Source organism: Firmicutes bacterium HGW-Firmicutes-1, from assembly GCA_002841625.1.
GTDB lineage: Bacteria > Bacillota > Clostridia > Lachnospirales > Vallitaleaceae > HGW-1.
Window position 1 is genome coordinate 1 of sequence record PHAG01000017.1, and the last position, 26,251, is coordinate 26,251.

Consider the following 26,251-nt stretch of genomic DNA (forward strand, 5'->3'; position numbering starts at 1 on the left):
TCTAATTTTATGATGAGGTTATATCATACTATAGATTTATCAAACGGGACATAATCACAAATGATATACTAGGACATTATCATAAATGGTTCAGAAAAAAAATCAATTCTCTAAAAAAAAGATTGACAAAAGCTTTTAACCATATTATAATTACCACATATTAAAAATACGATGACGTATTATTATATTAACAAATAGGCAAGGTAGTCTATATACTTCGAGTCAGAGGTGTATGGGCTTTTTTTATTTTCTTGGAATTATATCAACTGAATTTATCGAATTGACTATTTATAGAATGGTTCGATATTCTCATATAAAAAATTTAGAGGAGGAATAGAAAATGGATAAAATCACAAAAGTAGACATTATTACTAGACCAAGCAAAATTGAAGATCTAAAGATGGCGTTAAATGAGATAGGTATAACAGGGATGACCTTTTCAAATGTACTTGGATGTGGCCTTCAGAAGGGTAAAACAGAGTACTATAGAGGAACAGAATACAGCATTGATTTGTTGCCAAAGGCAAGATTAGAAGTAGTTGTTTGTGAGGTACCTGTAGAACTAGTCATTGAGACTGCTAAGAAAGTACTAAGAACTGGTGAAATTGGTGATGGAAAGATTTTTATTTATCCAGTTGAAAATGTGATAAAGGTTAGAACTGGTGAAGAAGGCGTTAAGGCATTGTAATAATCATAAATGAAACGTCAATGAAACGTCAATGATAGATCAATCGAAGAGTATATGAAAGGAGATTTAATTATATGGATGAATTAAAATTAGTTATGGATACAATTTGGGTACTTATTGCGGCAGCGTTGGTGTTTTTCATGCAAGCTGGGTTTGCAATGGTTGAGACTGGATTTACAAGAGCAAAAAATGCAGGTAACATCATTATGAAGAACTTAATGGATTTTTGTATTGGATCTATTATGTTTTGGGCAGTTGGTTATGGTTTGATGTTTGGAGCAGATTCATTTGGTGGACTTATTGGAAAACCAGGGTTTTTCTTTAGTGGTGATTATACATCATTGATTTTTCAGACAGTGTTTTGTGCTACAGCAGCAACCATCGTGTCTGGTGCTATGGCAGAAAGAACTAAATTTATCGCTTACTTAGCATATAGTTTCTGTATTTCCGTAGTAATTTACCCTGTTACAGGTCATTGGATTTGGGGTGGCGGATGGTTAAGTCGTTTAGCGATAGGTGAGGCAACAGGTTTTGTTGATTTCGCAGGTTCTACAGCGGTTCACTTTGTTGGTGGTATGTGTGCCTTAGTCGGTGCAGCTATCATTGGACCTAGAATCGGTAAATATTCAAAAGATGGTAAATCTCATGCCATACCTGGTCACAGTTTAACCCTTGGAGCACTCGGTGTATTCATCCTTTGGTTTGGATGGTTTGGATTTAATCCAGGATCACAACTTGCAGCTTCTTCAGCTGAAGATGCTTTTGCAATAGGTAAAATCTTTGTTACAACAAATTTAGCAGCGGCAGTTGCAGCAACAGTTACAATGATCATTACATGGATTAGATATAAAAAACCGGATGTATCAATGACATTAAATGGTGCATTAGCAGGATTGGTAGCCATAACTGCTGGATGTGCGGCAGTGACACCGGTTGGTGCAGCATTGATAGGTGTTGTTGCAGGAGGAATGATTGTTGTTGGAATTGAATTTATTGATAAAGTGTTGAAAATTGACGATCCAGTTGGAGCTGTCGGTGTTCATGCAATAAATGGTGCAGTAGGAACATTGCTTGTAGGATTATTTTCAGAAAGCACAGGATTATTCTACGGACATGGATTTGGACAATTAGCAGTTCAAGCAATTGGTGTTGCAGCAGTAGGTGCATTTGTATCTATAGCAGCATTTATCATATTCAAAACAATTGACTTGACAATAGGTTTAAGAGTAAGTGAAAAAGAGGAACTTATCGGACTTGATATTGAAGAGCATGGAATAGAAAGCTATGCAGACTTTGAATTAAGAGGTATTCAAGTTAGATAAGACAGTTCTTACATATGAAAAGATATGAGCTATGAAAATAGTTTATATAGAGAAAGCTTAGGTTTATAGTAGTATTCCTATCCTAAAAGAAGAAAGTAGCCGCAGCTTGTATGTGGCTACTTTCAAGTTGTCGAGAAAAGCATTTTTTCTGGTAGGTGTATTTACTACGGGCAGTAAGTGTTCATTTTTCTGGCCTTACCCTTTGGCCGGTCGGGCGAAAAATGAACACTTACTGCCTTTCGTCGTAATCTAGAAGAAAAAATGCTTTTCTCTCTGATTTGTTAATCGATAAATTATCAACATTGAGAGCGTAAAAGTTTTGAATAAAATTAAAAAGTATTATAGGGGTAAATAAAGCTATCTAGTTAGAAATGTTAAGTTATGATATAATGTAGGAACCAATTAATAGGATTTAGGAGCTTCAAAAGATGAAAGATCATATAATAGATTATACTCAAAAGATATATCCTTTTCACATGCCGGGTCATAAATTAGGAAGAATTGGACCACTCTCTGATGTCAATCTCTATGGATTAGATGTTACAGAAGTTGATGGAATGGATTATTTATATGAAGCTTCAGGTATGATTAAAGAGGCACAGAATCGAGCAAGAGATTTTTATGGTGCAATGGAATCCTTTTTTCTAGTAAATGGTAGTACTGGTGGAATATTGAGTGCAATAAGTACCTGTTGTAGACAAGATGGAAAGATATTAATTAGCAGGAATAGTCATAAATCCGTTTACAATAGCATACTGATAAATAGGCTAGATCCAATATATCTATATCCAGAGTATATTGAAGCTTATGGACTTGTAGGGGGTATTGATCCAAGAACAGTAGAGACAGCATTAAATGAGCATCCAGATATTTCATGTGTTGTCATAACAAGTCCAAGTTATGAAGGATTTACTTCTGATATAGATAGCATTTCAGATATCGTTCATAAGTATAAAAAGTTATTAATTGTTGATGAGGCTCATGGTGCACATTTTAAATTAAGCAATCAATTTCCAAAGTCTGCGTTAGAATGTGGTGCAGATATTGTTATACACAGTCTTCATAAAACGCTACCTGCGTTTACCCAAAGCGCGGTACTTCATGTAAACAATAGCAATGTAAATTTGGAAAAATTAAGGGAGTACTTAAGCATATATCAGACTTCTAGCCCATCCTATATTTTGATGACAGGGATTGATAGTTGTATTAAACTTTTAGAGCAAGACGGGGAAGCATTGGTAGAGACTTATTTAAATAATCTAGAAGTATTTAAGGAAAAGATGAAAGGTCTTAATCACATAAAGCTTATTGGTAAAGAATTTGAAGGACATTATGGAATTAAGGAAGTAGATGTTTCAAAACTAATTTTTGCAGGCAAAAATGTGGACATGAATGGAAAATCCATGGAAAAAGAATTACGAGAAGTTTTTCATCTTCAAGTTGAGATGTCTATGCCAGTTAGTGTTCTTGCTATAACTAGTATTGCAGATGATCTAAATGCTTTTGAAAAATTATATAAAGCATTAGCAAATATAGATATAAAAGAAGAAAATTTAAGTACAAGAAGGGCTTCCAATATAAATAGTTGCTGTAAAGTAGATACACCTTTCTTAACGTCCCAAAAACAACAAGAATGCATTCTTGTTAAAGATGCTGCAAATAGAATTAGTGGACAATTTGTTACGGTATATCCTCCAGGTATTCCTATTTTAATTCCAGGAGAAAGGGTTACAGAGGGTATTATCGGGGATATTAAGGACTATGTTCAAAATGGTATAAAAGTTCTTGGTATTGAAAATGGCCTTATAAAAGTAGTAGTATAAAAAACCATTGCTTGAATTAAGAGATTTCTACGTGTACAATATAAAAGAGGTTGGACATAAACATTTGGAGGTTTAGGATGAAAGGAAAGTTAATTATAATAGAAAGTGGTACTGATGGGAGTGGTAAAGCAACGCAAGCCCAATTACTATACGAAAAAATCAAAGATACCAATCATAATGTAAAAAAAATTACGTTTCCCAATTACGATAGTGATGCTTCTGCTTTGGTTAAAATGTATTTAAAGGGTAGCTTTGGAAGCAATCCTACGGATGTAAATCCTTATATAGCATCTACTTTTTATTCTGTTGATAGATTTGCGTCCTATAAAACAGAATGGGAGGAATTCTATAACGAAGGGGGTATCATAATTGCTGATAGGTATACTACCTCAAATATGGTACATCAAGCTTCCAAGATCACAAATGAATTAGAGCGTGAGGAGTATTTGAATTGGCTATGGGACTTTGAGTTCAATAAATTCAATCTTCCAATTCCAACATGTGTAGTGTTTTTAAATATGCCACCTGAACATACGCAAAGATTAATGGAAAATAGGGCAAATAAATTTACAGGTGAAGCTGAAAAAGATATCCATGAAAAAGACATGGCATACCTTGTTGACTCTTATCACAATGCCCTATATATTGCTGAAAAGTATAATTGGATTATGGTCAATTGCATAGAGGATCATCAAATAAGAACCGTTAATAGTATTCATGAAGACATATATAAAATTGTAAAAGAAGTTATTTAAGCGAATGCTGTAACATTGACATAAAGTTATTTAATATGGTAGAAAAACAAGAAATTCAATTGACAATAGTGTATAATTAAGTTGTTAATGACTATCTATTAATAGATTTTCATTTTAAGACGATATTATGATTAAGGATGGTGGAAAAAGTGAAAATGATTATTACAATTGTTCATGACGAAGATTCACATTTAGTGGTTGAAAAACTCTTTAATGCAGGGTATAGTTCAACTAAGCTTGCAAGCACAGGTGGTCTTCTTAGGACAGGAAATACAACGTTATTTATTGGAGTTGAGCAAGAGCAGGTAGAAGAAGTAATTGAAATAATTAAAGAAACTTGTCAAACGACTAAGCGTTTCTCATTGATAAATCCACCAACATCAGCAACACCAGAAGGTTATATGCCTTATCCTATTGAAGTTGTTGTGGGTGGCGCTACACTATTTGTACTAGATGTAGATCAATACATGAAAATTTAAGTAATCGTATCTTCCTATATAAATAGGGGGGAGGCTTATTATGGATGTAAAAGTAAATGCTGTACCAGCGACACAAGCAATAGAATTAACACCTAAAAAAGACGGTAATGTAGACAATGATTTTAAATTTACTCTTTTAAGTAAAATAGAAGAGGGTGAATTGCAATCAAAGTTAAACACCATGATGCGTGATATTAATGTACAAGGTGATAAAATTGCTAAGCATATGGATATCAAAGATATGAAAAAATATCGTGAACTCATAAAGGATTTTATGAATGAGGTTGTAACCCACTCCCATAAATTTTCAAGAGAAAATTTTTTGGATAAAAGAGGTCGCCATAGAGTATACGGTATTGTAAAATTAGTTGATAAAAATGTAGATGATTTAGCGCAAGAGTTATTGAAGGAAGAAAAGAACCATCTTAACATACTTGGTAAAATTGATGAGATTAAAGGTCTACTTTTAGATCTAGTAATATAGCTCTTATGCTGATATGCATAAGAGCGTTTCTTTTTTTTTGCAGATGTGTTAAGATATTAGATAGTTTATAAGAAAGTGTGGGAAAATAATGAATAGCTTTAACGATATAGTTGGACATGAGGAAATCATTAAACATATAAGAAACTCCATAAAAATGGATAAAGTATCCCATGCCTACATGTTTGAAGGTGAAGAGGGTATTGGTAAAAAGCTATTAGCAAGTATCTTTGCGAAGACACTCCAGTGTGAAGCAGGTAAAGACGAACCATGTAATAGTTGTTCCTCATGTAAAAGCTTTGATTCACTAAACCATCCTGACATTAAATATGTTGTAGCAACAAAGAAAGCCGGAATTGGTGTTGATGATATAAGAGAGCAATTAAACATGGATATTCATATTAAGCCATATCGATATAAATACAAGATATATATGATTGAAGAGGGTGATACAATGACACCCCAAGCGCAAAATGCATTGTTAAAAACCATAGAGGAGCCTCCTCATTATGGTATTATAATCATGATTGCACATAATAGCAGTAGATTTTTACCAACAGTATTATCTAGATGTGTACTGCTTTCATTAAAAGCAATTGAAGAGAAAAAAATCAAAGCGTATTTAATTGAAAACCAAAATCTATCTGAAGCAGAAGCGCATATGTATGCATCTATTTCCAGAGGGAATATTGGTAAGGCAAAAACTTTTCTAACATCTATTGAGTTTGAAGATATACGAAACGATATTATTTATGCTATGGAATGTATTATTGAAGAAAATGATTTGGAAATATTAGAAATAGCTAAAAAAATTGGGGAATATAAGGAAAAGGCAGATATGGTACTTGACCTAATGATGACCTGGTTAAGAGATATTATGATAATTAAGGAAATTAATGATGAAAAATACATTATTCACAAGGATAAGTATAAAACTTTGTTGAAACATGGACAACTTTTATCGTATAATAGAATAAGTGTCTTAATGTCTAGGATTGAAGATATGCAAAGAAATATTAAAGTCAACGTTAATTATCAATTGTCTTTAGAGACATTATTCTTTTAACTATTATTAAGGAGATTTATATATGATAAAAGTAATTGGTGTGAGATTTAGAAGAGCAGGTAAAATATATTACTTTGATCCAAGTGAAATGGAAATAGAGCCAGGACAATTTGTGATCGTGGAAACGGCGAGAGGTATAGAATTTGGAGCAGTCATTTTAGGATTAAAAGAAATTACAGAAGAAGAGGTAATTCAACCTCTAAAAAAAGTAATTAGAATAGCGACGGAAGAAGATCAAAAAAAAGAAGAAAAAAACAAACTTAAAGAAAAAGAAGCGTTTACTACTTGTATGGAAAAAATTCACAAACATGGATTAGATATGAAGCTTATTGATTGTGAATATACGTTTGATAATAACAAACTTCTGTTTTACTTTACTGCTGATGGTCGTATAGACTTTAGAGAACTTGTTAAGGATTTGGCAGCTGTATTTAAAACAAGAATTGAGCTAAGACAGATTGGTGTAAGAGATGAAACAAAAATGGTTGGAAGCATTGGAATATGTGGAAGAAGCTTGTGCTGCAATGCACATTTATCAGAATTTCATCCAGTATCTATAAAAATGGCTAAGGAACAAAATCTATCACTTAATCCAACAAAGATTTCTGGAGTTTGTGGCAGGCTTATGTGTTGTTTGAAATATGAAGAGGCTACTTATGAAATGCTAAATGAAAAATTACCTAATGTGGGAGATATTGTTATATTAGCAGATCAACGAGAAGGTGAAGTGTTAAGCGTTAATGTTTTAAGGCAGCTTGTTAAGATAGTCGTTAGAAAAAAAGATGGAGATACAGAACTTACTGAAGTTCATGTTGATGAATTAACGATTAAAAAAGCAGTTAAAAGAAATAATAATGATCATTTATCTAAGGAAGAGCTTGAAGAACTAAAGAAACTTGAAAAGATGGAACAAAAAGAAGTAGAAATGAAAAGGGATTAATGATGAATCATCATCCAGAAGAACGAATCGACGATTTGCATATTCATGATTTTAGAATCATACAAAATCCCAAAAGTTTTTGTTTTGGTATGGACGCTGTTCTATTATCAGACTTTTCAAAGGTAAAAGAAGGAGATTGTGTATTAGATCTTGGAACAGGCACAGGTATCATTCCGATTTTGCTTCAGGCTAAAACAAAGGGCAAACATTTCACGGGATTAGAACTACAAGAAGATAGTGTTGATATGGCACAAAGAAGTGTTGCTATGAATAAGCAAGAAAGTCAAATTGACATTGTTAAAGGAGATATTAAGGAAGCGGACCGTCTATTTCCATTGGCATCCTTTGAAGTTATAACAAGTAACCCGCCCTATATGGATGGTGGAAAAGGCTTGATTAATGAGCATTCACCAAAAGCTATTGCAAGGCATGAAATCTATTGTACTCTAGAGGATGTCATTAGGGTAGCTTCACGGCTAGCCTGTGTTGGAGGACGATTTTATATGGTTCATAAGCCACATCGCTTAATAGAAATTGTAGAACTACTTAAGAAATATAAAATGGAGCCAAAACGAATTAGATTTGTACATGCCTATAAAAATAAGGACGCAAATATGGTGCTTATTGAAGCTATTCGCAACGGAAAACCAATGGTAAAAATAGAAAAACCACTTATTATATATGATGATATTAATCAATACACAGATGAAATATACGAAATATATGGCTATGAAAGATCAGAAGAAGAAGGAAAGCTCGGTAAAAATTAAGTCAAAGGGCGTGATTATATGAATGGCAAGCTGTATTTAGTAGCAACGCCAATTGGCAACTTAGAAGATATGACCTTAAGGGCCATTCGAACATTAAATGAAGTAGATTATATTGCCGCGGAGGATACGAGACATACAATAAAGCTCCTCAATCATTTTGAAATTAAAAAGCCATTGCAAAGCTATCACGAACACAATAAGACAGAAAAAGGCAATAAAATTATTGAAGATTTATTAAATGGACAACAAGTTGCACTGGTTACTGATGCTGGAACACCAGCTATTTCAGATCCAGGAGAAGACTTAGTAAAGCTTTGTCATAAAAATAAGATTGAAGTAACCTCCATTCCTGGAGCGGTAGCACTCATTAATGGTTTAATATTATCAGGAAAAGATACAAGACGATTTTGCTTTGAAGGATTTTTACCGTTTAACAAAAAAGAGAGAAACAATGTTCTAAAGGGCTTAAAGATAGAAACCCGAACAATTATAGTGTATGAAGCACCACATAAATTAAAAGGTACGATTGATGACTTGTTCCAGGCGCTTGGAAATAGGAATATCACTATAACAAGAGAGCTAACGAAGAAGTTTGAAGAAGTTTTACTCATGACGCTTGAAGAGGCAGTATGTTATTATAAAGAAAATGACCCTCGTGGGGAATATGTTCTTGTTATAGATGGTGAGTCGCAGTTAAAGTTAGAAGAAGAGAAGGTAGAAAAGTGGCTAGAAATGACCTTAGAAGAACATTTGAATATTTATATGAAAAAAGATATGTCAAAAAATGAAGCAATAAAGACCATTGCTAAGGATAGAAATATGACAAGAAAAGAAGTTTACAACTATTTTAACCGAATGGAATAAATCCCCCACTTCTTAGTTGGGCGAACTAATTTCAACATCGGTGAGGGTTCAAGCCCCTACCGATGTGCAAGCGAAGCTTGCATTAGGTTACGAAACCGTAGCGAATGTGGAGGTTTTGTAACATTGACTCACTAGTAATATAACAAGATATAAAAAATAAAACAGGTAGGATACAAGCACAGTGTATTCCTAACTGTTTTTTATTTACAAGTAAATTGTTTTAAAGAACCACCTTTAAGCCCGCCACCTGTGCCATTTCTAAAATGGATTTTCTTGAGACTTTTTGCCCGTGATAATCAATTAAATCATCCATAGAACCACTGAAAATATCAGCAGGTTGGTATTTCTTTAATATGATATGACTATCATCAACAAAAATCTCCAAAGAATCAGTTGTTGTAATGTTAAATTGTTTTCTGATTTCTGAAGGTAAAGTAAGTCGACCTAAAACGTCAAGTTTTCTAACGATTCCAGTGTAAGTCATAAAGTCCTCCCCATTTATTATATAATATAGTAACTATAGAATATCATTTTGTAAAAAAGTTGTCAAATAAAAAGTAAATAGAATGAAAATTTGTATAGCATGAATAATTTGATGGGTTTCAAGCTAAAACTAAAGAAAAAGGGCTGAATAAAATAAACTTTTTGAAAGGAATAGGCTTATGACTTCTTGGATAGAAATAGATGGGCATTCAATAAAATTAACCAATACCCAAAAGCTTTTATGGCCTGAAATTGGAATTAGAAAAATTGATTATATTAATGTATTAATACAATTATCTCCATATATACTAGCGCATACTTCGGATAGGATGCTTTCAGTTATTCGTTATCCAGAGGGTATTCATAACCCGTTTTTTTATCAAAAGAGAGTTCCTGAGCATACGCCGGAGTGGATTGATTGTATCAAAAAAGATCAAGACAATTATATGAATCTGAATAAACAAGCGACATTGATATGGCTTGGGAATAGTGCCACATTAGAGTTTCATATAGGGTTTCATAAAGCAAATGAAAGTACAATTTCATATTTGGTATTTGATTTAGATCCATCAGAGGGTCAAATTTTTGAGCAAGTAGTTGAAGTGGCTTTTATCATTTATGAAGAATTAATAAAGCTTCATTTAGAAAGTTTTATAAAAACTTCTGGAGCCTCAGGATTACAAATTTATGTTCCAATTGAAAAAAAATATTCTTATGAAGAAGGGAGAGCGTTGAATCAATTTTTTGCGATGTATTTTTCTAGTAAGTATCCTCGACAAATTACGATTGAGCGAAATGTCAAAAAAAGAGGTAGTTTATTGTATTTTGATTACCTTCAAATGTGGAAAGGAAAAACGATTATTTCGGTATATTCTCCTAGAGCTGTTAAAAGTGGGGCTGTCTCAACACCAATTACATGGGAAGAATTAGAGAAGGGAATCCAACCGGGAGACTTTAATTTGACGAATATAATGGACCGTATTAAAGAGAAAGGTGACCTTTTTAATGTTTTTTTAAATGAAAAATCAGGGAAAAAACAGAATCTTGACTTTATTGTTCAACACCTAGGTAAAAGTTAAATTAGAATGTAAAAGAGGCTGAAATTATTCTTGAAGTAGGTCAGAAAATAATGTATAATAGAAATATCTAAAATCTGACAGTTAATTATCTAGTACTCACATTTCAACTGACTAAACATCTATCCTGAAATTACTCACATATCACAACATAATAATTTTTATCGCAGATGAAAGTTTTATTATTTAATTTGAACTCATACATTTATTAAAAGCACTATATTGGGTGCTTCTACTATTTCGTAATGAGTTATTTGCGTTAAAAATTTGGGGGTTCACAGTATCTATCTACGTTAAATTTTTAACAGCTATAGGGCTGGAAGGAGATGAATTATGGATCAAGTAAAAACATGTCAATGTGAAGAAATTAGTGAAGAAGAAAAACTGAAGTTGATTGAGGAGGTCATTGAAGAATATCAGGGGCAAGAGGGTAGTCTGATTCAAGTTCTACATATGGTTCAGGGGATTTATGGTTATTTGCCAATTCATATTCAACAATTGATTGCTCAAAAACTAGATAAGCCTTTATCAGAGGTATCGGGCGTTATAAGCTTTTATTCGTTATTTTCAACGAAGCCTCGAGGCAGACATACAATCAATGTCTGTCTAGGAACGGCGTGTTATGTAAGGGGCGGGAAAAAAATAGTAGATAGACTCAAAGAGATATTGGAAGTAAACGTCGGTGATACTACGGATGACAATAAGTTTACACTAGAGGTGATGCGCTGTATGGGTGCATGTGGATTAGCTCCAGCTATGTCCATAGACGATAAAATATTCAAACAAGTCAATCCCGATAAACTTACGCAGATTCTTGATTTGTATAACTAGAAAAAGGAGAAAAAATTTATGAAGATCAAGACGTTGAATCAATTGAAGGCAATAAAAGAGTCTTATTTACTAAAGAAAGAAAGAGCAAATTATGTTATTAATGTTTGTTTTGGTGCTGGATGTGTTTCTTGTGATTGTAAAGATATAAAAGATGCATTGATGGAAAGCTTAGAGAAATATGATCACGTGAGCAAGGTCATTGTCAATGATACGGGCTGTATCGGTGCCTGTTACCTTGGACCATCCATCCTTGTTCAACCAGGAGATGTATATTATGTTAAGTTAAAACCAGAAGATATAGATACGATTGTTTACGAACATATTGTAAATGATAATATTGTTAAAGATAAGTGCTACTATGATGAAAAAAAGGAAAGACATCTTCCATTTATGAAAGATATTCCGTTTTTTAAACATCAAGAGAAGATTGTATTAAAGAATTGTGGCACCATTGATTTTAAAGAGCTTGAACAATACATAGGGAATAGTGGTTATAAAGCCCTCGGCAAAATATTATTAGATAAAAAGCCAGAGGATGTTATCAAAGAAATGAAAAAATCAGGTCTAAGAGGTAGAGGCGGCGGTGGATTTTTAGCTGGTTTAAAATGGGAACTCGCACGTAAAACCCCAAGTGATCAAAAATACGTTATTTGTAATGCCGATGAAGGTGATCCAGGGGCATTTATGGACAGGAGTCTTTTAGAAGGAGATCCACATGCGATTATTGAAGGGATGGCGATAGCTGGCTATGCAATAGGAGCATCGAAGGGGTATGTTTATGTAAGGGCTGAATATCCTTTGGCGGTAGAAAGATTAGAAAATGCGATTAAAGATGCTAGAGAAGCCTTATTGTTGGGTGATAGTATTTTCGGAAGTAATTTTGGTTTTGATATTGAAGTTAGGATAGGAGCAGGTGCATTTGTTTGTGGTGAAGAAACAGCTCTGATTAATTCCATTGAAGGTAAAAGAGGAGAGCCAAGACAAAAACCACCATTTCCATCAGATAAAGGATTATTCGAAAAGCCTTCTATTATTAATAATGTAGAAACATTTGGGAATGTACCAATTATTATTAGAAAGGGATCAAGTTGGTTTAGTCAAATAGGAACGGATAAGAGTAAAGGAACAAAGGTTTTTGCTCTTGCAGGAACAATTAATAATACTGGTATCATTGAAGTGCCTATGGGAACAATTCTTGGAGATATCCTTTTTGATATTGGTGGAGGCATTAAGAATGATAAAAAGTTTAAGGCTGCACAAACTGGAGGTCCATCGGGAGGTTGTTTAACAAAGGATAGTTTAAACGTACCAATTGATTATGATTCCTTAAAAGATTTAGGTGCTATTATGGGATCTGGTGGATTAATCTGTATGGATGAAGACAACTGTATGGTAGACGTAGCAAGATTTTTTATGGAATTTGTTCAAGATGAATCTTGTGGAAAATGCGTCCCTTGTAGATTGGGTACTAGAAGAATGCTTGAAATTCTTGAAAATATTACACAAGGAAAAGGAAAAGAAGGGGATATTGAGAGGCTCATTGAACTTGGAGAGTCTATTCAAAAATCAGCACTTTGTGGTTTAGGCCAAACAGCTCCGAATCCTGTATTAAGTACAATAAAATATTTCAGGGAAGAATATGAGGAACATATTAGAGATCATAGATGTAGAGCGGGTGTATGTCAAGAGCTAGTAAAATCGCCTTGTCAAAATGCTTGTCCCGCAGGTGTTAATGTTCCAGGCTATTTAACACTTATTGCCGCAGGTAGAGAAAGGGATGCATATAATTTAATTAGAAGAGAAAATCCATTCCCAGCGGTATGTGGTAGAGTATGTACGCATCCATGTGAAAGTAAATGTAGAAGAAGTCAGTTAGATCAAGCGATAGCAATTATGGATTTAAAACGATATACTGCCGATTGGGTTATGAAAAAGGCAGAACCTATGCAGCAGCTATATTACCCACCTAAAGGTAAATCTATAGGAATAATCGGAGCAGGACCTTCAGGACTTACTTGTGGATATTACTTGTCTTGCACAGGTTATGACGTAACTGTTTATGAAGCAAGTAGCATGGCAGGTGGTATGTTAGCGTTAGGAATACCTGAATTTAGATTGCCTAATCAATTATTAACGGATGAAATAATGCTGGCAGAACAAGCGGGTGTAAAGATCTTATTAAACACTGAAGTTGGTAAAGATATTTTATTTGATGAGCTCAAACAAAAACATGATTCTATATACATAGCTACAGGAACTCATTTTCCTAACACTATGGGAATAAAAGGCGAGGAATTAAAGGGTGTTTACTATGGAATTGATTTCTTGAGAGATGTCAATTTAGGTAAGAAAGTATCTGTTGGAGAAAGAGTAGCAGTTATTGGTGGTGGTAGTACGGCAATGGACGCTGCTAGAGTTGCGCTTAGGCTTGGAGCTAAGGAAGTCACAGTGCTTTATAGAAGACAACTGGAAGACATGCCAGCAGATGAGAGAGAAATTGTTGAAGCAAGGGATGAACACATTAAAATGATTCCAATGATTCACCCTGTAGAAATTATCGGAAATGGAAAAGTAGAAGGTATTAGATGTATTCTTCTCGAGTCAGGTTCCTTTGATACATCGGGTAGACGTAGACCTGTACCAGTAACAGGATCAGAAGTTGAATATGAATTTGATATGGTAATCCCAGCAGTAAGTCAACATTCAGATTTACCATTTATTGATGAAGATGAAGTTGAAATCACCAAATGGGGAACTTTTGTGACCGATAACGAAGGCATGACCAAACAGCAGGGAGTATTTGCTGGAGGTGATGTTGTAAGAGGTCCAGATACTGTAATTTGGGCGATTGCAGATGGTAAAAAAGCTGCTAGTTCAATCGACAAATATCTTGGAGGTACAGGAGATCTTAATAAGGGCATAGAAGTAGATGTCCCTCGGGCTCAAGAAGAAACAGATTTATCTGAACATGATAGATTTGCTATTGATGAGCTGGATCCAGAAAAACGTATTCATAATTTTGATGAAGTGAATCAAGGATTTCATAAACTTAATGCCATTGCAGAATCTATGCGTTGTCTGCATTGCGATAGACGTTAAGGGGGTATAGGCATGATAACATTGAGAATCAACAACAAGACGGTAGAAGTAGAAGAAGGCACGACTATATTACAAGCAGCAAAAATGAATGGTATTTTGATCCCGAATTTATGTTATCTTCATAATGTTCATGAGTGCGGATCTTGTAGAATTTGTGTTGTAGAAGTAGAAGGGAATAAAAACCTTCAAGCATCTTGCATTACAAAAGTGCAGGAGGGGATGAACATTCATACTCATACGGAAGAAGTAAGAAAGACAAGAAAAATTATTTATGAATTAATGATTTCTGATCATAATAAGGATTGTTTAAGCTGTACTAGAAATCAGAGCTGTGAACTTCAAGAGCTTGGTGAATTATTAGGAATTGATCAGCAGCGATATGAAGGTCTGCACTCAAAGAACATTGTTGAGACTAGTAATCCTTCAATTGAACGGGATATGTCCAAATGTATTTTGTGTAGAAGGTGTGTTACGATCTGTAATGAAATACAAGGTGTCGGTGTAATCAACCCACAAAACAGAGGTTTTGAAACCCTTGTAGGACCAACGGAAGGCTTAGAAATGATAGATGTTAATTGTACTTTCTGTGGTCAATGTACAACAGTCTGTCCAGTTGGCGCATTAAAAGAAAAGGATTCTATAAAAGATGTTTGGAGGGCAATAGAAGATCCATCAAAAAGAGTAGTAGTTCAAACAGCACCTGCTGTAAGAGCAGCTTTAGGTGAAGAATTTGGTTATCCAGCAGGTACATTGGTTACCGGTAAAATGGCTGCAGCACTAAGAGAATTAGGGTTTGATGATGTGTTTGATACAAACTTTGCAGCAGATTTAACGATCATTGAAGAAGGAAACGAATTGCTCAAGAGATTGAAAGCAGCATTAGGCGGTGGAGAAGCTACGCTACCTATGATTACAAGCTGTAGCCCAGGATGGATCAAATATATTGAACATACCTTCCCAAATGAATTAAATAATCTTTCCACTTGTAAATCGCCCCATATGATGTTGGGTGCATTAACGAAGTCCTTCTATGCAGAAAAAATAGGAGTAGCCCCAGAAGACTTTTATGTTGTTTCAGTAATGCCATGTACGGCAAAGAAATATGAAATAACAAGAGAAGTAATGGACAAAGATGTAGATGCAGTTCTTACAACTAGAGAACTAGCCAAAATGATAAAGGATGCAGGTATTGACTTCTGTAATTTAGAAGATAGCACCTTCGACAATCCATTAGGCTTATCCTCTGGAGCAGCTGACATTTTTGGTACTACAGGTGGAGTTATGGAAGCAGCTCTTCGTACAGTTTATGAAGTAGTAACAGGCGACGAACTACCATTTGATGGCCTTCATGTAGAACCTATTATGGGATTTGAAGGAATAAAAACAGCAGAGGTCACAATTACACATACTGTACCAGATTGGGAAATATTAAAAGGTGTAACCGTAAAAATTGCAGTTGCTAGTGGTTTGTCTAATGCTCAAAAGCTTGTTAAAGAAATTCATGAAGGAACTTCACCATACCATTTTATCGAAATCATGTGTTGTCCAAATGGATGTATTAGCGGCGGAGGTCAACCAAGACCAACAACAGATGAGATTCGACTCAAACGCATGGAAGCCATTTATAGAGAAGATGATGAAAAAACGCTTAGAAAGTCTCATGAAAATCCATTTATCACGAAGCTATACGAAGATTTCCTAAAAGAACCACTAGGCCATAAGTCACACGAATTATTGCATACAACTTATGTGAAACGTGGAAAGTTTAATGAATTTTTAGAGTAGATTTGAAGTAGGATCATAAAACAAAAAGGTGCCATTTAGTTGGGACCTTTTTGTTTTTATATTGGGGTTTAGAAAGCTAGTAAGTCATCTACGGGCGAAAAAATGGTTGTATGGCTAGGTTTTGGTTATGCGTAAAGATGTACTGTTAGGAACTGAAGAGATTATATTTATACGCTTATATGAGGATGGGTAGGTGCCATTTTTCTGGCTTTACCCTTCGGCCAGTCGGGCGAAAAATGGCACCTACCCATCCTCATATTTTGTGATTGACTCTTCAGTTCCTAACAGTGCATCTTTTTTGTGAATCTCGAAACAACATAGTTTTATAACCATTCTTTGAAACAGCAATTCACATTTCTATAACCCTTGTTTTTATGCACAATTTAAATCAACATCTTCACATAATTTTACATCTTTACACTAAAGTATTTATATGCTATAATGCAAATAATTAAATAATATAAAATCAATGATTGGAAGTAGTATCCTATAGAGGATGTTTCAGCGAGCTGTCGATTGGTGTGAGGTACAGTACAGAGGAAATAGGTGAATGGGTCCAGGAGATTCAAGATGAAAAGAAATGAGTAGTTGTAGACGGGAGCTCCCGTTATAGAGCAAAGGTATCGAATCTCAGGGGATTCCGTATTGGATTTAACATTACTTAATATATTGAGTGGCACAACATTTTGTCTCAAACACAGGGTGTTTTTTTTGTTCTAAAAGTTAATTAAGTAACCCCTATTTTTTATGTGATTGGTTTTTCGCTCAATCATATAAAATGCGTACTTGATCATAAGCAATTGGGTGGTATAGCGAACAATGACCAGTTTCGTCCCATAAAGGGAGGAGATTGGTCTTTTTTATTTACTAGGAAACTTAATTAACGCTCATCCTATAATAAAAATCACGAAGCGGCTTTCATAATATAAGGAGAATTAGAATGGAGAAAAAAGTACTTAAAACATATGTGCAAACAATGATAGGTGATACAGAGACACCAATTACCCTTTATCAAAAATATGTAAGAAAGGGTGAGGGTTTTCTACTAGAAAGCAAAGAGCAACCAAAAGGTCGATATTCCTTTTTAGCTACAAATCCATTTATCGTAGTTAAAGCGCATGACAATCAAATTGCCATTACTACAAAGGGAAAAACAATTATAAAAGAAGGTAAACCATTAGAGGAGGTTAAGCGCATCATTGATGGATACGACATCATCAATGAGACAAAGCTACCTTTTGTAGGTGGAGCGGTAGGAACAGTTGGATATGATACGATTAAGCAGTATGAAAAAATTCCAGCGATGAATATTGATTCTATCGGCACGCCAGACGTACATCTTATGTTTGTCAAAGAAGGAATCGCTTATGATCATTTTAATCACACCATTTATATAGTAGCCCTTGAAGAAGACAACGATCAAGGAAGGGAATTGGCAGAAGAGCGAATTTATGAAATAAAGATGATGCTAAAAAAAGATATTATTTTTGATGAAGAGGATATAGAAAGTGAAAAACTTGTTTTCCAAAGCAACGTCAGTAAAAAAACCTTTGAAGATGCCGTTAATAAGGCAAAGTCGTATATATATGAGGGAGATATTTTTCAAGTTGTATTATCTCAAAGATGGAGTGCAAGATGTGAAACGTCCCCCTTTACACTTTATAGAAGATTAAGACGCTTAAATCCATCACCATATATGTATTATTTTAAATTTGATGACTATGACATTGTAGGGAGTTCACCTGAGATGCTAGTAGAGCTTATGGATGGTAAAATATCTAATTGTCCTATAGCGGGTACAAGACGACGAGGTAAAACAGAGGAAGAAGATAAATTACTGGCAGAGGATTTAATGGGAGATGAGAAAGAAATTGCAGAACATATAATGCTTGTAGATTTAGGTAGAAATGATATGGGTAAGGTGTCTAAAATAGGTACAGTAAATGTTGCAAAATATATGGAAGTTCAAAATTATTCCCACGTAATGCACATTGTATCCTTGGTAGAGGGCGAAAAGAGAGATGACCAAGATATGTTTCAAGTTCTTATGAGCTTTTTACCAGCAGGAACCTTATCTGGAGCACCTAAAATAAGAGCAATGGAGATTATTGAAGAGTTGGAGATATCTAAAAGAGGAATTTATGGTGGTGCAATTGGGTACTTTGGCTTTAATCAAACAATGGATATGTGTATTGCTATTCGCACCATGGTCATAAAAGACAATGTAGTTCATATTCAAGCAGGAGCTGGGATTGTAGCAGATTCAATCGCAGAAGCAGAGTATGAGGAAACTAGAAACAAGGCACAAGCACTCATTACTGCAATTAATAATTAGAGGAGGGACAAATATGATATTACTGATTGATAACTACGATTCTTTTACTTACAACCTATATCAATTCATTGGAGAGTACGATGACCAAATTGTCGTTTACAGGAATGATGAAATAACAGGTAAGGAAATTTTAGAAATGAAGCCTGATAAAGTGGTTATTTCACCAGGTCCAAAGGCACCAAAGGAAGCTGGGAATTGTCTCGAGATTATTAAGCAGGTTGCAGGAATCATACCAATATTAGGAATATGCTTGGGGCATCAATGCATTGGAGAAGCTTTTGGAGGAAATATTGTTCATGCAAAAACTCTGTTTCATGGTAAAAGTTCAGTAATTCATCTTGAAAAAGATAAATTATTTAAAGGCATTGATGAAGAACTAACGGTTGCAAGATATCATTCATTGGTAGTTGAGTATGAGTCCATACCAGATTGTTTTGAAATATTATCTATATCAGATGATGATGAAATCATGGCTATGAAGCATAAGGATTATGAAATATATGGTTTGCAATTTCATCCAGAATCAGTTTTAACACAAAATGGAAAGAAAATAATTGAGAATTTTATTCTGTAAATTGATTTTCTAAAGGATATGTTAGGATACCTAAAAAATAAATACATCCTATAAAGGAGTGGAAAAAAATGATTCAAAAACAAATTGAAAGTGTGATAGCAGGAAACCATTTAACGGAAGAAGAAATGATTGGTTGTATGACTAAAATCATGAGTGGAGAAGTTGCAGATACTCAAATTGCTAGTTTTTTAACTGCTTTGAAATATAAAGGAGAAGCTATATCAGAAATCGTTGGTGGAGCTAAGGTCTTAAGAGAAAAAGCAGATGTGGTAGAGCTACAAAATTACTATACCGTGGATACTTGTGGAACAGGTGGAGATAAGCTCGGAACCTTTAATATTTCTACTGCAGTTGCTATATTAGTAGCAGCAGCTGGAGTATCCGTTGTTAAGCACGGCAACAGATCTGTCTCAAGTAAGTGCGGAAGCGCGGACGTGCTGGAAGCATTGGGAATAAAAATTGATTTGCTGCCAGAGCAAGTGGAGGCGTGTGTGAAGGAAATTAATATTGGATTTTTCTTTGCACCGACCTTTCATAAAGCAATGCGATTTGTAGGGAAAACTAGAAAAGAGCTAGGGTTTAGAACTATCTTTAATATACTAGGACCCCTAGCAAACCCTGCCAATGCGAAGGCACAGGTCTTAGGCGTATTTGATGAAGCACTAACTGAGCCAATGGCAGAGGTATTGAAAAATCTAGGAGTAGAAAAGGCATTGGTAGTAAATGGTAAGGATGGGTTAGACGAATTGTCAACAACTTCTGAAACTAAGATTACTGAATTAAAGGAAGGTAAGATAACAACCTATATGATTGAACCGGAATTTTTTGGTTTTGAAAGAGCAACGACAGAAGACATAAAGGGTGGCGATGCCCAGGAAAATGCTCAAATTATTAAAGCACTTTTTAATGGTCAAAAGGGCTATAAGAGAGATATTCTTCTTCTTAATGCTGCTGCAGCACTTTATGTTGGCAAAAAGGCAGAGGGCTTGACTGAAGGGATTCTGATAGCAAAAGAGCTTATTGATTCAGGAAAGGTAATGAAAAAATTAGAAGAATTTATTACCTATACCAACAGTTTCGAGGATTAAGTAGAAGGAGGATCTTATGGCAGATAGAATATATCTCAAAGATATTGTAAACAGTAAACAAATTAGAAATGAAAAGCAGGTTTTTCATATTGAGGATATGATGAAGCAAATTGAAGCATTGGATAATAGGCCTTCCTTTAGAGATGCATTAGCAAAAAATGGTTTGTCTATTATCGGAGAGATTAAAAAAGCATCACCTTCAAAAGGGATCATTAGAGAAGATTTTAATCCCATTGAAATAGCAAAGGTATATGAAACTGCAGTAGATGCAATTTCAGTATTAACAGAAGAAGATTACTTTCTAGGCAGGGATGTTTATTTAAAGGAAATTAGTGAACTGGTGAAGCTACCGACATTATGTAAGGATTTTATATTGATTCCAGAACAAATCTATAAGGCAAAACTTTTAGGTGCAAGTGCAGTTTTACTGATTGTTGCAATACTAACAAATGAACAATTAAAGGAATATATAGATGTAGCGAAAAGTGTAGGAATGGATGCTCTTGTTGAAATCCATACAAAACAGGAGCTTGAAAGAGCTCTTCAAGTAGGGGCGACTATCATGGGTATTAACAATAGAAACCTTGAATCTTTTAAAACAGATCTTAATGTAACCCTTGAGCTACGACCATTTATACCAGAAGGTATCATAGTTGTAAGTGAAAGTGGAATACATACCACCCAAGACATTAAGCAGCTTACAGAAGCAAATATAGATGCTATTTTAGTTGGAGAAAGTTTTATGAGAACAGATGACATTGGGCAACATGCTAAGGAGTTAAAATATGCTTACAAAGGTTAAAGTATGCGGGATTAAAACTGAGGAAGAGGTTCAAATGATTAACCTATATCCTGTGAACTATGTGGGATTCATTTTTGCCCCAAGTAAAAGGCAGGTAACAGAAGAAAGGGCAATAGTGCTTAGGCCGCTTTTTCGTAAAGATATTAAAGTCGTCGGAGTATTTGTTGATGAAGAACCTCAACGAGTGAATGAACTCATTAAGAGTTGCTCTCTTGATGTTGTACAACTACACGGAAATGAAACTGTGGAGTATTGTAATCATATGCAAGCTAAGGTGTGGAAAACAATATGCGTAAAAGATGAAGATAGTCTATACTCGATTCAAAAATATTCAACATCAGTGGAGGGTATATTATTAGATACCTATAGCAAAGATGAACGAGGAGGTACTGGTAAAACCTTTCATTGGGGTATGGTAAAGGAATTATCAAAAACCCATACTATTATTTTAGCAGGAGGTCTTACACCTGAAAATATTGTTCAGGCAATAAAAACAGTAATGCCACAAGTTGTAGATCTGAACTCAGGGTTAGAGACAAATTTAATGAAAGATAACGATAAAATCAGCAAGTTATTTTCAAAGCTTAAGGAGGAAAATTGGAATGAATAAAAAGTTTGGTCAATTTGGAGGGCAGTACGTTCCGGAAACATTGATGTATCCCTTACAAGAATTAGAAGAAGCTTATGAAGCGTGTATGAAAGATCCAGCGTTTATGGAAGAATATATGTATTATATGAAAGATTATGTTGGTAGAGAATCACCTTTGTACTACGCAAAAAGATTTACAGAAAAATTAGGTGGTGCAAAAGTTTATTTAAAAAGAGAAGATCTAAATCATACAGGTGCACATAAAATTAACAATGTAATAGGGCAAGTATTGTTGGCTAAGAGAATGGGAAAGAAGAAGGTCATTGCAGAAACTGGAGCTGGTCAACATGGTGTTGCAACTGCTACGGGAGCGGCTCTATTCGATATGGAATGTACGGTATTTATGGGCGAAGAAGATGTTGCGCGTCAAGAATTAAATGTATTTAGAATGGAGCTACTTGGTGCAAAGGTTGAAACAGTAGTTTCTGGAACAAAAACATTAAAGGATGCTACCAATGAAGCAATTAGAGAATGGGTTAAATGCGTTGAAGATACTTTTTATGTGATTGGTTCAGTTGTTGGACCTCATCCATATCCTACGATGGTAAGAGATTTTCAAAGAATCATAGGAGATGAAACCAGGAGACAAATATTAGAAAAAGAAGGAAGACTACCGGATACGATAATTGCTTGTGTTGGTGGAGGAAGTAACGCAATGGGTATCTTTTTTCCTTTTGTTGAAGACGTCGAAGTTCAACTGATTGGTGTTGAAGCAGCAGGATTAGGGATAGAAACAGGAAAGCACGCGGTAGTTTTAGCAGAAGGTTCAGATGGGACATTGGGAGTTCTTCATGGAATGAAAACAAAGCTTTTAACCGATCAAGATGGAAATATTATACCTGCTCACTCAATATCAGCAGGCTTAGACTATCCTGGGATTGGACCAGAACATGCATATTTAGATGACGTTAAAAGAGCAAAATATGTCTCCATTACGGATCAAGAGGCACTTGATGGATTCGAGATGTTAACGAAGGTAGAGGGAATTATTCCAGCTCTTGAAAGCTCTCATGCTATTGCATATGCGATGAAGTTAGCACCTACAATGTCAAAGGACAAAATCATTGTCATTAATGTTTCTGGTAGAGGAGACAAAGATACACATACGGTTATGGATTATTTTAGACAAGGCAAGCAAGGCTTAGAAAAATTAAACAAATAGGTGGTGATTGAAATGAATAGAATTGATAAAAAATTCATTGAACTAAAACAAAAGAACAAAAAAGCTTTTATAGGCTTTATTACTGCAGGTGATCCAACATTAGAGGATACTGCTGCGTTAGTGCATGCGTTAGAAGAAGCGGGGACAGATATCATTGAAATTGGGATACCATACTCCGATCCATTAGCTGATGGTCCTGTAATACAGCTAGCGAATCAGAGAGCCTTTATGAATGCAGATTTATCGGTAGCTAATATTATGGCCAAGGTGGGCTTCATTAGAAAGACAACAGAAGTACCACTTTTATATTTGGTTTATATAAATACAATCATTGTGTATGGCAAGGAAAAATTCATGAAGGATTGTGTAGATGCAGGTATTGATGGGTTAATTATTCCAGATATGCCATTAGAAGAGCGGGAGGAGTTAATGGTTTTAATAAATGAAACCGACCTTGCACTAATTCCATTAGTAGCACCTACTTCTAAAGATAGAATTTCTAAAATAGTTGATGGTTGTAAGGGATTTGTGTACTGTGTATCTTCTTTAGGGGTAACAGGAAGGTCTTCACAATTTCATGAAGGTATTGAGGCTTACTTAAAAGATGTGAAAAGTAAAACCAATTTGCCAATTGCAGTTGGTTTTGGGATTTCAAATAAAAAGGATATAAATGCTTTATCGGACTTAGTAGATGGTGTAATTGTGGGGTCAGCCATAGTTCAAAAGGTTGCAGAAGGTAAGGGTGATATAGAGATTGTAAAAAATTTCATAAAAGAGCTAACGGTTTTATCATAATGTGTCGAAAAAAACAATGTATTATGTCTTTCAACTTCATTTTTAGGATTTAAAAATTTAATATATTTTTAACAAAACTTTCATGATTTTTTTATTAATTAATGGTATATTTAAAAAGTTGGGGAAAGGAGTACATATGAATATTGCGTTTTTTTTAACACCTAAAAGTGAACTAGTAACATTAGATGAACATATTACCATCCGTCAAGCTATGGAAATTATGGAATACCATCGTTATACCGCTGTTTCTGTGATTGATCGTAAAGGTAGATATGTGGATGCCTTGTCAGAAGGCGATATTCTCTGGCATTTGAAGCATAAAGAAGGATTGATATTTAAGGACACGGAAAGAGAATCAATAGACACCATAAAAAGGCATAGACCAACTGCATCAGTATCAATTAATTCTAATATAGAATCCTTAATCGAGTTATCATCATCCCAGAGTTTTATCCCGGTAGTAGATGATCAAAATGTATTTATTGGAATCATAAAAAGAAGTGATATCATTCATTTTTGTATAGACAAACTTGGTTTAAAAGATACAGATGAAAGAATAGCATAAATAAAGCAAAGGCGTAATAGTATGATATTAAGAAAATTCTTAATAATTGCTATTACGCCTTATTTTTATTTGATAAGGAAAGTTCCGCATAAACAATTGGAAAAGCGGCAGATATGAAATGAGAATTTTTAACTGGGCGTATAAATAACAAAGATATTTAACGCTGCGCAGCCGATTTTCTTTTTGTAACTAAGTTTTAACTCAGAACTTTCTTTACTATTTTTTCATTGGCTTCATTTAATTGATTCATGGCTGTTACCATATCCAATACAGTTGTTAATGAGTTTTTTAGAGCAATGATGGTTCCTCTGTTTAATGGTGCTTGATCAAATAAAATATTCGGGTAATCCAGGTCTAATTTGTTTACTAAAGCTTTCAGCTCCAAATCAATATTTACTATTTTTCCGTTATAGCTTGCATTGTTTTCTAATGTTGCGCCGTTAACTAGGGCAGAAGTTGTGGTATAGGGTTCTTTTGCATTGCCGAGCAGGTAATCTATCGTTACATCAAAATAATTTGCAAGCTTTTCAAGCTTATCATAATCGGGTTGCTTGCCTTTTGTTTCGTAGCCAGCAATCGTTGGACGTCCAACAGATAAGACTTGAGCTAATTGGGACTGTGTCAAATTATTTTGTATGCGTAGTTTCTTTATCGTATCTCCGAATTTTGTTGTCATATGAACACCTCTAAATTGATTCTAGTCAAATATGTTCCGATTGTAAACTTATTGTGTCCATAATGAACAAATGTATAGATTGGCATTGACATTGTGCCCAAAAGACACTATAATATAAACATATGTTCCCATAGGAAACAAATTAGGAGGAGAAAACATGAGAAATAAACTTAAAGAAGCAAGGCTAGATAAACAGTTAACCCATAATGAAATGGCAGACCAAATTGGATTAGTTAGGTCTTCTTATACGAATATTGAAGTTGGTGTTAAAAACCCATCAGAAAGGGTTGTACTAAAGATAAGAGAAATTCTTGATAATTATGATGAAGATCTATTTGAATAATAATCTTTCATACAGATGAATCGAATTCATTGAGACTTTAGAATTGAATACCAAAACATTGACCTCGGATTGCTGAGCAAGACTTAATGCTTCAGCAAATTTGGGGTCTGTTTCACAATTTGGTTTAAATTCATGAACCCCTTCCATTTGAATGAGAAAAAATAAATAATTAGTATAGCCCTCATTAGAAGCCTGCATTAACTCGAGGATGTGCTTTCTTCCACGTTCCGTAGGTGCATCAGGAAACATGGCAATCCCATGACGTTCAAGGGTTACCCCTTTCACCTCAATAAACCCTTTATGAGTTAATGTTTCATAATATAAATCAAATCTTGAATTGCCATAGGTCACTTCTCTTTTTAGTGTTATCATTTTTCTGAGCTCTTCGATTTTTCCATTAACAATTCCCTCATAAACAACGGCATTAGGTATTTGGGAGTCTATATTAATCAGTACATCATTTTTATAAATGCCAATAAGCGAATAAGCGGTTTTTCTGCTTGGATTACTACTTTTCTCAAGAAATATCTTAGCCCCAGGTATAAATAACTCTTTGCAGCGGCCAGTATTTTTCACATGAACAAGCTCCTCATGATTTTCTATAAGAACCTTAGCTATAAACCGATTCAAGCGTTCAATAAATATTCCTTCTACAATATTTTGGTAGATCATAATTTCACCTTCATTATTATTAGTATTATGAACTTACTAGCTAGTATAGATGAACTTGAAGATATTGGAAAAATATAATCCACAAGCAGTTAATCAATGCAATACCTTGAATAACCTAATATATTATA

Annotated in this window: 26 protein-coding genes; 23 read left to right on the forward strand and 3 right to left on the reverse strand. The window is 34.5% G+C overall.

Annotated elements, in window-relative coordinates; all coding sequences use genetic code 11:
• Positions 1-340: 340 nt before the first annotated feature.
• The 10 genes from CVU84_16585 (at position 341) to rsmI (ending at position 9,188) form a co-directional block, all read left to right on the forward strand.
• The gene (locus CVU84_16585) at positions 341-688 is read left to right on the forward strand and encodes a P-II family nitrogen regulator (protein PKM93233.1); all 348 of its coding nucleotides are present in this window, start codon (positions 341-343) and stop codon (positions 686-688) included.
• A 74-nt stretch (positions 689-762) separates the two neighbouring features.
• Positions 763-2,010: an ammonium transporter gene (locus CVU84_16590; GenBank protein ID PKM93234.1), complete on the forward strand. Its 1,248-nt coding sequence runs from the start codon at positions 763-765 to the stop codon at positions 2,008-2,010.
• Between the two features lie 428 nt (positions 2,011-2,438).
• The gene (locus CVU84_16595) at positions 2,439-3,833 is read left to right on the forward strand and encodes a hypothetical protein (GenBank protein PKM93235.1); all 1,395 of its coding nucleotides are present in this window, start codon (positions 2,439-2,441) and stop codon (positions 3,831-3,833) included.
• Between the two features lie 77 nt (positions 3,834-3,910).
• Positions 3,911-4,588, forward strand: a complete 678-nt coding sequence (locus CVU84_16600) for a thymidylate kinase (protein ID PKM93236.1) — start codon at positions 3,911-3,913, stop codon at positions 4,586-4,588.
• A 149-nt stretch (positions 4,589-4,737) separates the two neighbouring features.
• Positions 4,738-5,067 carry a hypothetical protein gene (locus CVU84_16605; protein ID PKM93237.1) on the forward strand — a complete coding sequence of 110 codons (330 nt, stop codon included), beginning with the start codon at positions 4,738-4,740 and terminating at the stop codon, positions 5,065-5,067.
• 40 nt (positions 5,068-5,107) lie between these two features.
• A complete protein-coding gene (locus tag CVU84_16610; GenBank protein PKM93238.1) occupies positions 5,108-5,551 on the forward strand; it encodes a DUF327 domain-containing protein in 444 nt (147 codons plus the stop codon).
• Between the two features lie 88 nt (positions 5,552-5,639).
• On the forward strand, positions 5,640-6,614 hold the full coding sequence (gene holB, locus CVU84_16615) for a DNA polymerase III subunit delta' (protein PKM93239.1): 975 nt from the start codon (positions 5,640-5,642) through the stop codon (positions 6,612-6,614).
• Positions 6,615-6,636: 22 nt separating this feature from the next.
• On the forward strand, positions 6,637-7,554 hold the full coding sequence (locus tag CVU84_16620) for a stage 0 sporulation protein (protein ID PKM93240.1): 918 nt from the start codon (positions 6,637-6,639) through the stop codon (positions 7,552-7,554).
• A 2-nt stretch (positions 7,555-7,556) separates the two neighbouring features.
• A complete protein-coding gene (locus tag CVU84_16625; protein ID PKM93241.1) occupies positions 7,557-8,324 on the forward strand; it encodes an SAM-dependent methyltransferase in 768 nt (255 codons plus the stop codon).
• Between the two features lie 18 nt (positions 8,325-8,342).
• Positions 8,343-9,188 (forward strand): 16S rRNA (cytidine(1402)-2'-O)-methyltransferase, encoded by an 846-nt coding sequence (rsmI, locus tag CVU84_16630; protein ID PKM93242.1) that lies wholly within the window; start codon positions 8,343-8,345, stop codon positions 9,186-9,188.
• A gap of 220 nt (positions 9,189-9,408) precedes the next feature.
• Here the strand turns inward: rsmI and CVU84_16635 are convergent, their stop codons facing one another.
• Entirely contained in the window at positions 9,409-9,672 is a 264-nt protein-coding gene (locus tag CVU84_16635) for an AbrB family transcriptional regulator (protein PKM93243.1), read from the reverse strand.
• Positions 9,673-9,850: 178 nt separating this feature from the next.
• Between CVU84_16635 and CVU84_16640 the strand changes: the two genes are divergently transcribed.
• From CVU84_16640 to CVU84_16695, 12 genes are all read left to right on the forward strand, one after another.
• A complete protein-coding gene (locus CVU84_16640; GenBank protein ID PKM93244.1) occupies positions 9,851-10,750 on the forward strand; it encodes a DNA polymerase domain-containing protein in 900 nt (299 codons plus the stop codon).
• A gap of 327 nt (positions 10,751-11,077) precedes the next feature.
• Complete coding sequence (locus CVU84_16645; protein ID PKM93245.1) at positions 11,078-11,578, forward strand: hydrogenase; 501 nt, start codon at positions 11,078-11,080, stop codon at positions 11,576-11,578.
• A gap of 18 nt (positions 11,579-11,596) precedes the next feature.
• Positions 11,597-14,677 (forward strand): hydrogenase, encoded by a 3,081-nt coding sequence (locus CVU84_16650; GenBank protein PKM93246.1) that lies wholly within the window; start codon positions 11,597-11,599, stop codon positions 14,675-14,677.
• A gap of 12 nt (positions 14,678-14,689) precedes the next feature.
• Complete coding sequence (locus CVU84_16655; GenBank protein ID PKM93247.1) at positions 14,690-16,462, forward strand: ferredoxin; 1,773 nt, start codon at positions 14,690-14,692, stop codon at positions 16,460-16,462.
• A 940-nt stretch (positions 16,463-17,402) separates the two neighbouring features.
• Positions 17,403-18,797 (forward strand): anthranilate synthase component I, encoded by a 1,395-nt coding sequence (trpE, locus tag CVU84_16660; protein ID PKM93248.1) that lies wholly within the window; start codon positions 17,403-17,405, stop codon positions 18,795-18,797.
• A gap of 13 nt (positions 18,798-18,810) precedes the next feature.
• Positions 18,811-19,371 (forward strand): aminodeoxychorismate/anthranilate synthase component II, encoded by a 561-nt coding sequence (locus CVU84_16665; GenBank protein PKM93249.1) that lies wholly within the window; start codon positions 18,811-18,813, stop codon positions 19,369-19,371.
• A gap of 68 nt (positions 19,372-19,439) precedes the next feature.
• Positions 19,440-20,459, forward strand: coding sequence for an anthranilate phosphoribosyltransferase (gene trpD, locus CVU84_16670; GenBank protein PKM93250.1), 1,020 nt, complete (start codon positions 19,440-19,442; stop codon positions 20,457-20,459).
• Between the two features lie 16 nt (positions 20,460-20,475).
• The gene (locus tag CVU84_16675) at positions 20,476-21,261 is read left to right on the forward strand and encodes an indole-3-glycerol phosphate synthase TrpC (GenBank protein PKM93251.1); all 786 of its coding nucleotides are present in this window, start codon (positions 20,476-20,478) and stop codon (positions 21,259-21,261) included.
• Positions 21,245-21,871 (forward strand): N-(5'-phosphoribosyl)anthranilate isomerase, encoded by a 627-nt coding sequence (locus CVU84_16680; protein PKM93252.1) that lies wholly within the window; start codon positions 21,245-21,247, stop codon positions 21,869-21,871. Before CVU84_16675 ends, CVU84_16680 begins: the two co-directional genes overlap by 17 nt.
• Positions 21,864-23,072, forward strand: a complete 1,209-nt coding sequence (gene trpB, locus CVU84_16685; GenBank protein PKM93253.1) for a tryptophan synthase subunit beta — start codon at positions 21,864-21,866, stop codon at positions 23,070-23,072. The genes CVU84_16680 and trpB overlap by 8 nt, the downstream gene beginning before the upstream one ends.
• Positions 23,073-23,084: 12 nt before the next feature.
• A complete protein-coding gene (locus CVU84_16690; GenBank protein ID PKM93254.1) occupies positions 23,085-23,867 on the forward strand; it encodes a tryptophan synthase subunit alpha in 783 nt (260 codons plus the stop codon).
• A 136-nt stretch (positions 23,868-24,003) separates the two neighbouring features.
• The gene (locus CVU84_16695; GenBank protein PKM93255.1) at positions 24,004-24,432 is read left to right on the forward strand and encodes a CBS domain-containing protein; all 429 of its coding nucleotides are present in this window, start codon (positions 24,004-24,006) and stop codon (positions 24,430-24,432) included.
• A gap of 196 nt (positions 24,433-24,628) precedes the next feature.
• Here the strand turns inward: CVU84_16695 and CVU84_16700 are convergent, their stop codons facing one another.
• Entirely contained in the window at positions 24,629-25,108 is a 480-nt protein-coding gene (locus CVU84_16700) for a hypothetical protein (protein PKM93256.1), read from the reverse strand.
• Positions 25,109-25,265: 157 nt separating this feature from the next.
• Between CVU84_16700 and CVU84_16705 the strand changes: the two genes are divergently transcribed.
• Positions 25,266-25,451, forward strand: coding sequence for a transcriptional regulator (locus tag CVU84_16705; protein ID PKM93257.1), 186 nt, complete (start codon positions 25,266-25,268; stop codon positions 25,449-25,451).
• Here the strand turns inward: CVU84_16705 and sfsA are convergent.
• On the reverse strand, positions 25,440-26,123 hold the full coding sequence (gene sfsA, locus CVU84_16710) for a DNA/RNA nuclease SfsA (protein PKM93258.1): 684 nt from the start codon (positions 26,121-26,123) through the stop codon (positions 25,440-25,442). The two genes, CVU84_16705 and sfsA, sit on opposite strands and share 12 nt — an antisense overlap.
• Positions 26,124-26,251: the final 128 nt, after the last annotated feature.

Bases quoted from the DNA above. Each gene is read 5' to 3' on its own strand.
- CVU84_16585 (PKM93233.1), top strand. From the start codon at position 341: ATGGATAAAATCACAAAAGTAGACATTATTACTAGACCAAGCAAAATT.
- CVU84_16590 (PKM93234.1), top strand. From the start codon at position 763: ATGGATGAATTAAAATTAGTTATGGATACAATTTGGGTACTTATTGCG.
- CVU84_16595 (PKM93235.1), top strand. From the start codon at position 2,439: ATGAAAGATCATATAATAGATTATACTCAAAAGATATATCCTTTTCAC.
- CVU84_16600 (PKM93236.1), top strand. From the start codon at position 3,911: ATGAAAGGAAAGTTAATTATAATAGAAAGTGGTACTGATGGGAGTGGT.
- CVU84_16610 (PKM93238.1), top strand. From the start codon at position 5,108: ATGGATGTAAAAGTAAATGCTGTACCAGCGACACAAGCAATAGAATTA.
- holB (PKM93239.1), top strand. From the start codon at position 5,640: ATGAATAGCTTTAACGATATAGTTGGACATGAGGAAATCATTAAACAT.
- CVU84_16620 (PKM93240.1), top strand. From the start codon at position 6,637: ATGATAAAAGTAATTGGTGTGAGATTTAGAAGAGCAGGTAAAATATAT.
- CVU84_16625 (PKM93241.1), top strand. From the start codon at position 7,557: ATGAATCATCATCCAGAAGAACGAATCGACGATTTGCATATTCATGAT.
- rsmI (PKM93242.1), top strand. From the start codon at position 8,343: ATGAATGGCAAGCTGTATTTAGTAGCAACGCCAATTGGCAACTTAGAA.
- CVU84_16635 (PKM93243.1), bottom strand. From the start codon at position 9,672: ATGACTTACACTGGAATCGTTAGAAAACTTGACGTTTTAGGTCGACTT.
- CVU84_16640 (PKM93244.1), top strand. From the start codon at position 9,851: ATGACTTCTTGGATAGAAATAGATGGGCATTCAATAAAATTAACCAAT.
- CVU84_16650 (PKM93246.1), top strand. From the start codon at position 11,597: ATGAAGATCAAGACGTTGAATCAATTGAAGGCAATAAAAGAGTCTTAT.
- CVU84_16655 (PKM93247.1), top strand. From the start codon at position 14,690: ATGATAACATTGAGAATCAACAACAAGACGGTAGAAGTAGAAGAAGGC.
- trpE (PKM93248.1), top strand. From the start codon at position 17,403: ATGGAGAAAAAAGTACTTAAAACATATGTGCAAACAATGATAGGTGAT.
- CVU84_16665 (PKM93249.1), top strand. From the start codon at position 18,811: ATGATATTACTGATTGATAACTACGATTCTTTTACTTACAACCTATAT.
- trpD (PKM93250.1), top strand. From the start codon at position 19,440: ATGATTCAAAAACAAATTGAAAGTGTGATAGCAGGAAACCATTTAACG.
- CVU84_16675 (PKM93251.1), top strand. From the start codon at position 20,476: ATGGCAGATAGAATATATCTCAAAGATATTGTAAACAGTAAACAAATT.
- CVU84_16680 (PKM93252.1), top strand. From the start codon at position 21,245: ATGCTTACAAAGGTTAAAGTATGCGGGATTAAAACTGAGGAAGAGGTT.
- trpB (PKM93253.1), top strand. From the start codon at position 21,864: ATGAATAAAAAGTTTGGTCAATTTGGAGGGCAGTACGTTCCGGAAACA.
- CVU84_16690 (PKM93254.1), top strand. From the start codon at position 23,085: ATGAATAGAATTGATAAAAAATTCATTGAACTAAAACAAAAGAACAAA.
- CVU84_16695 (PKM93255.1), top strand. From the start codon at position 24,004: ATGAATATTGCGTTTTTTTTAACACCTAAAAGTGAACTAGTAACATTA.
- CVU84_16700 (PKM93256.1), bottom strand. From the start codon at position 25,108: ATGACAACAAAATTCGGAGATACGATAAAGAAACTACGCATACAAAAT.
- CVU84_16705 (PKM93257.1), top strand. From the start codon at position 25,266: ATGAGAAATAAACTTAAAGAAGCAAGGCTAGATAAACAGTTAACCCAT.
- sfsA (PKM93258.1), bottom strand. From the start codon at position 26,123: ATGATCTACCAAAATATTGTAGAAGGAATATTTATTGAACGCTTGAAT.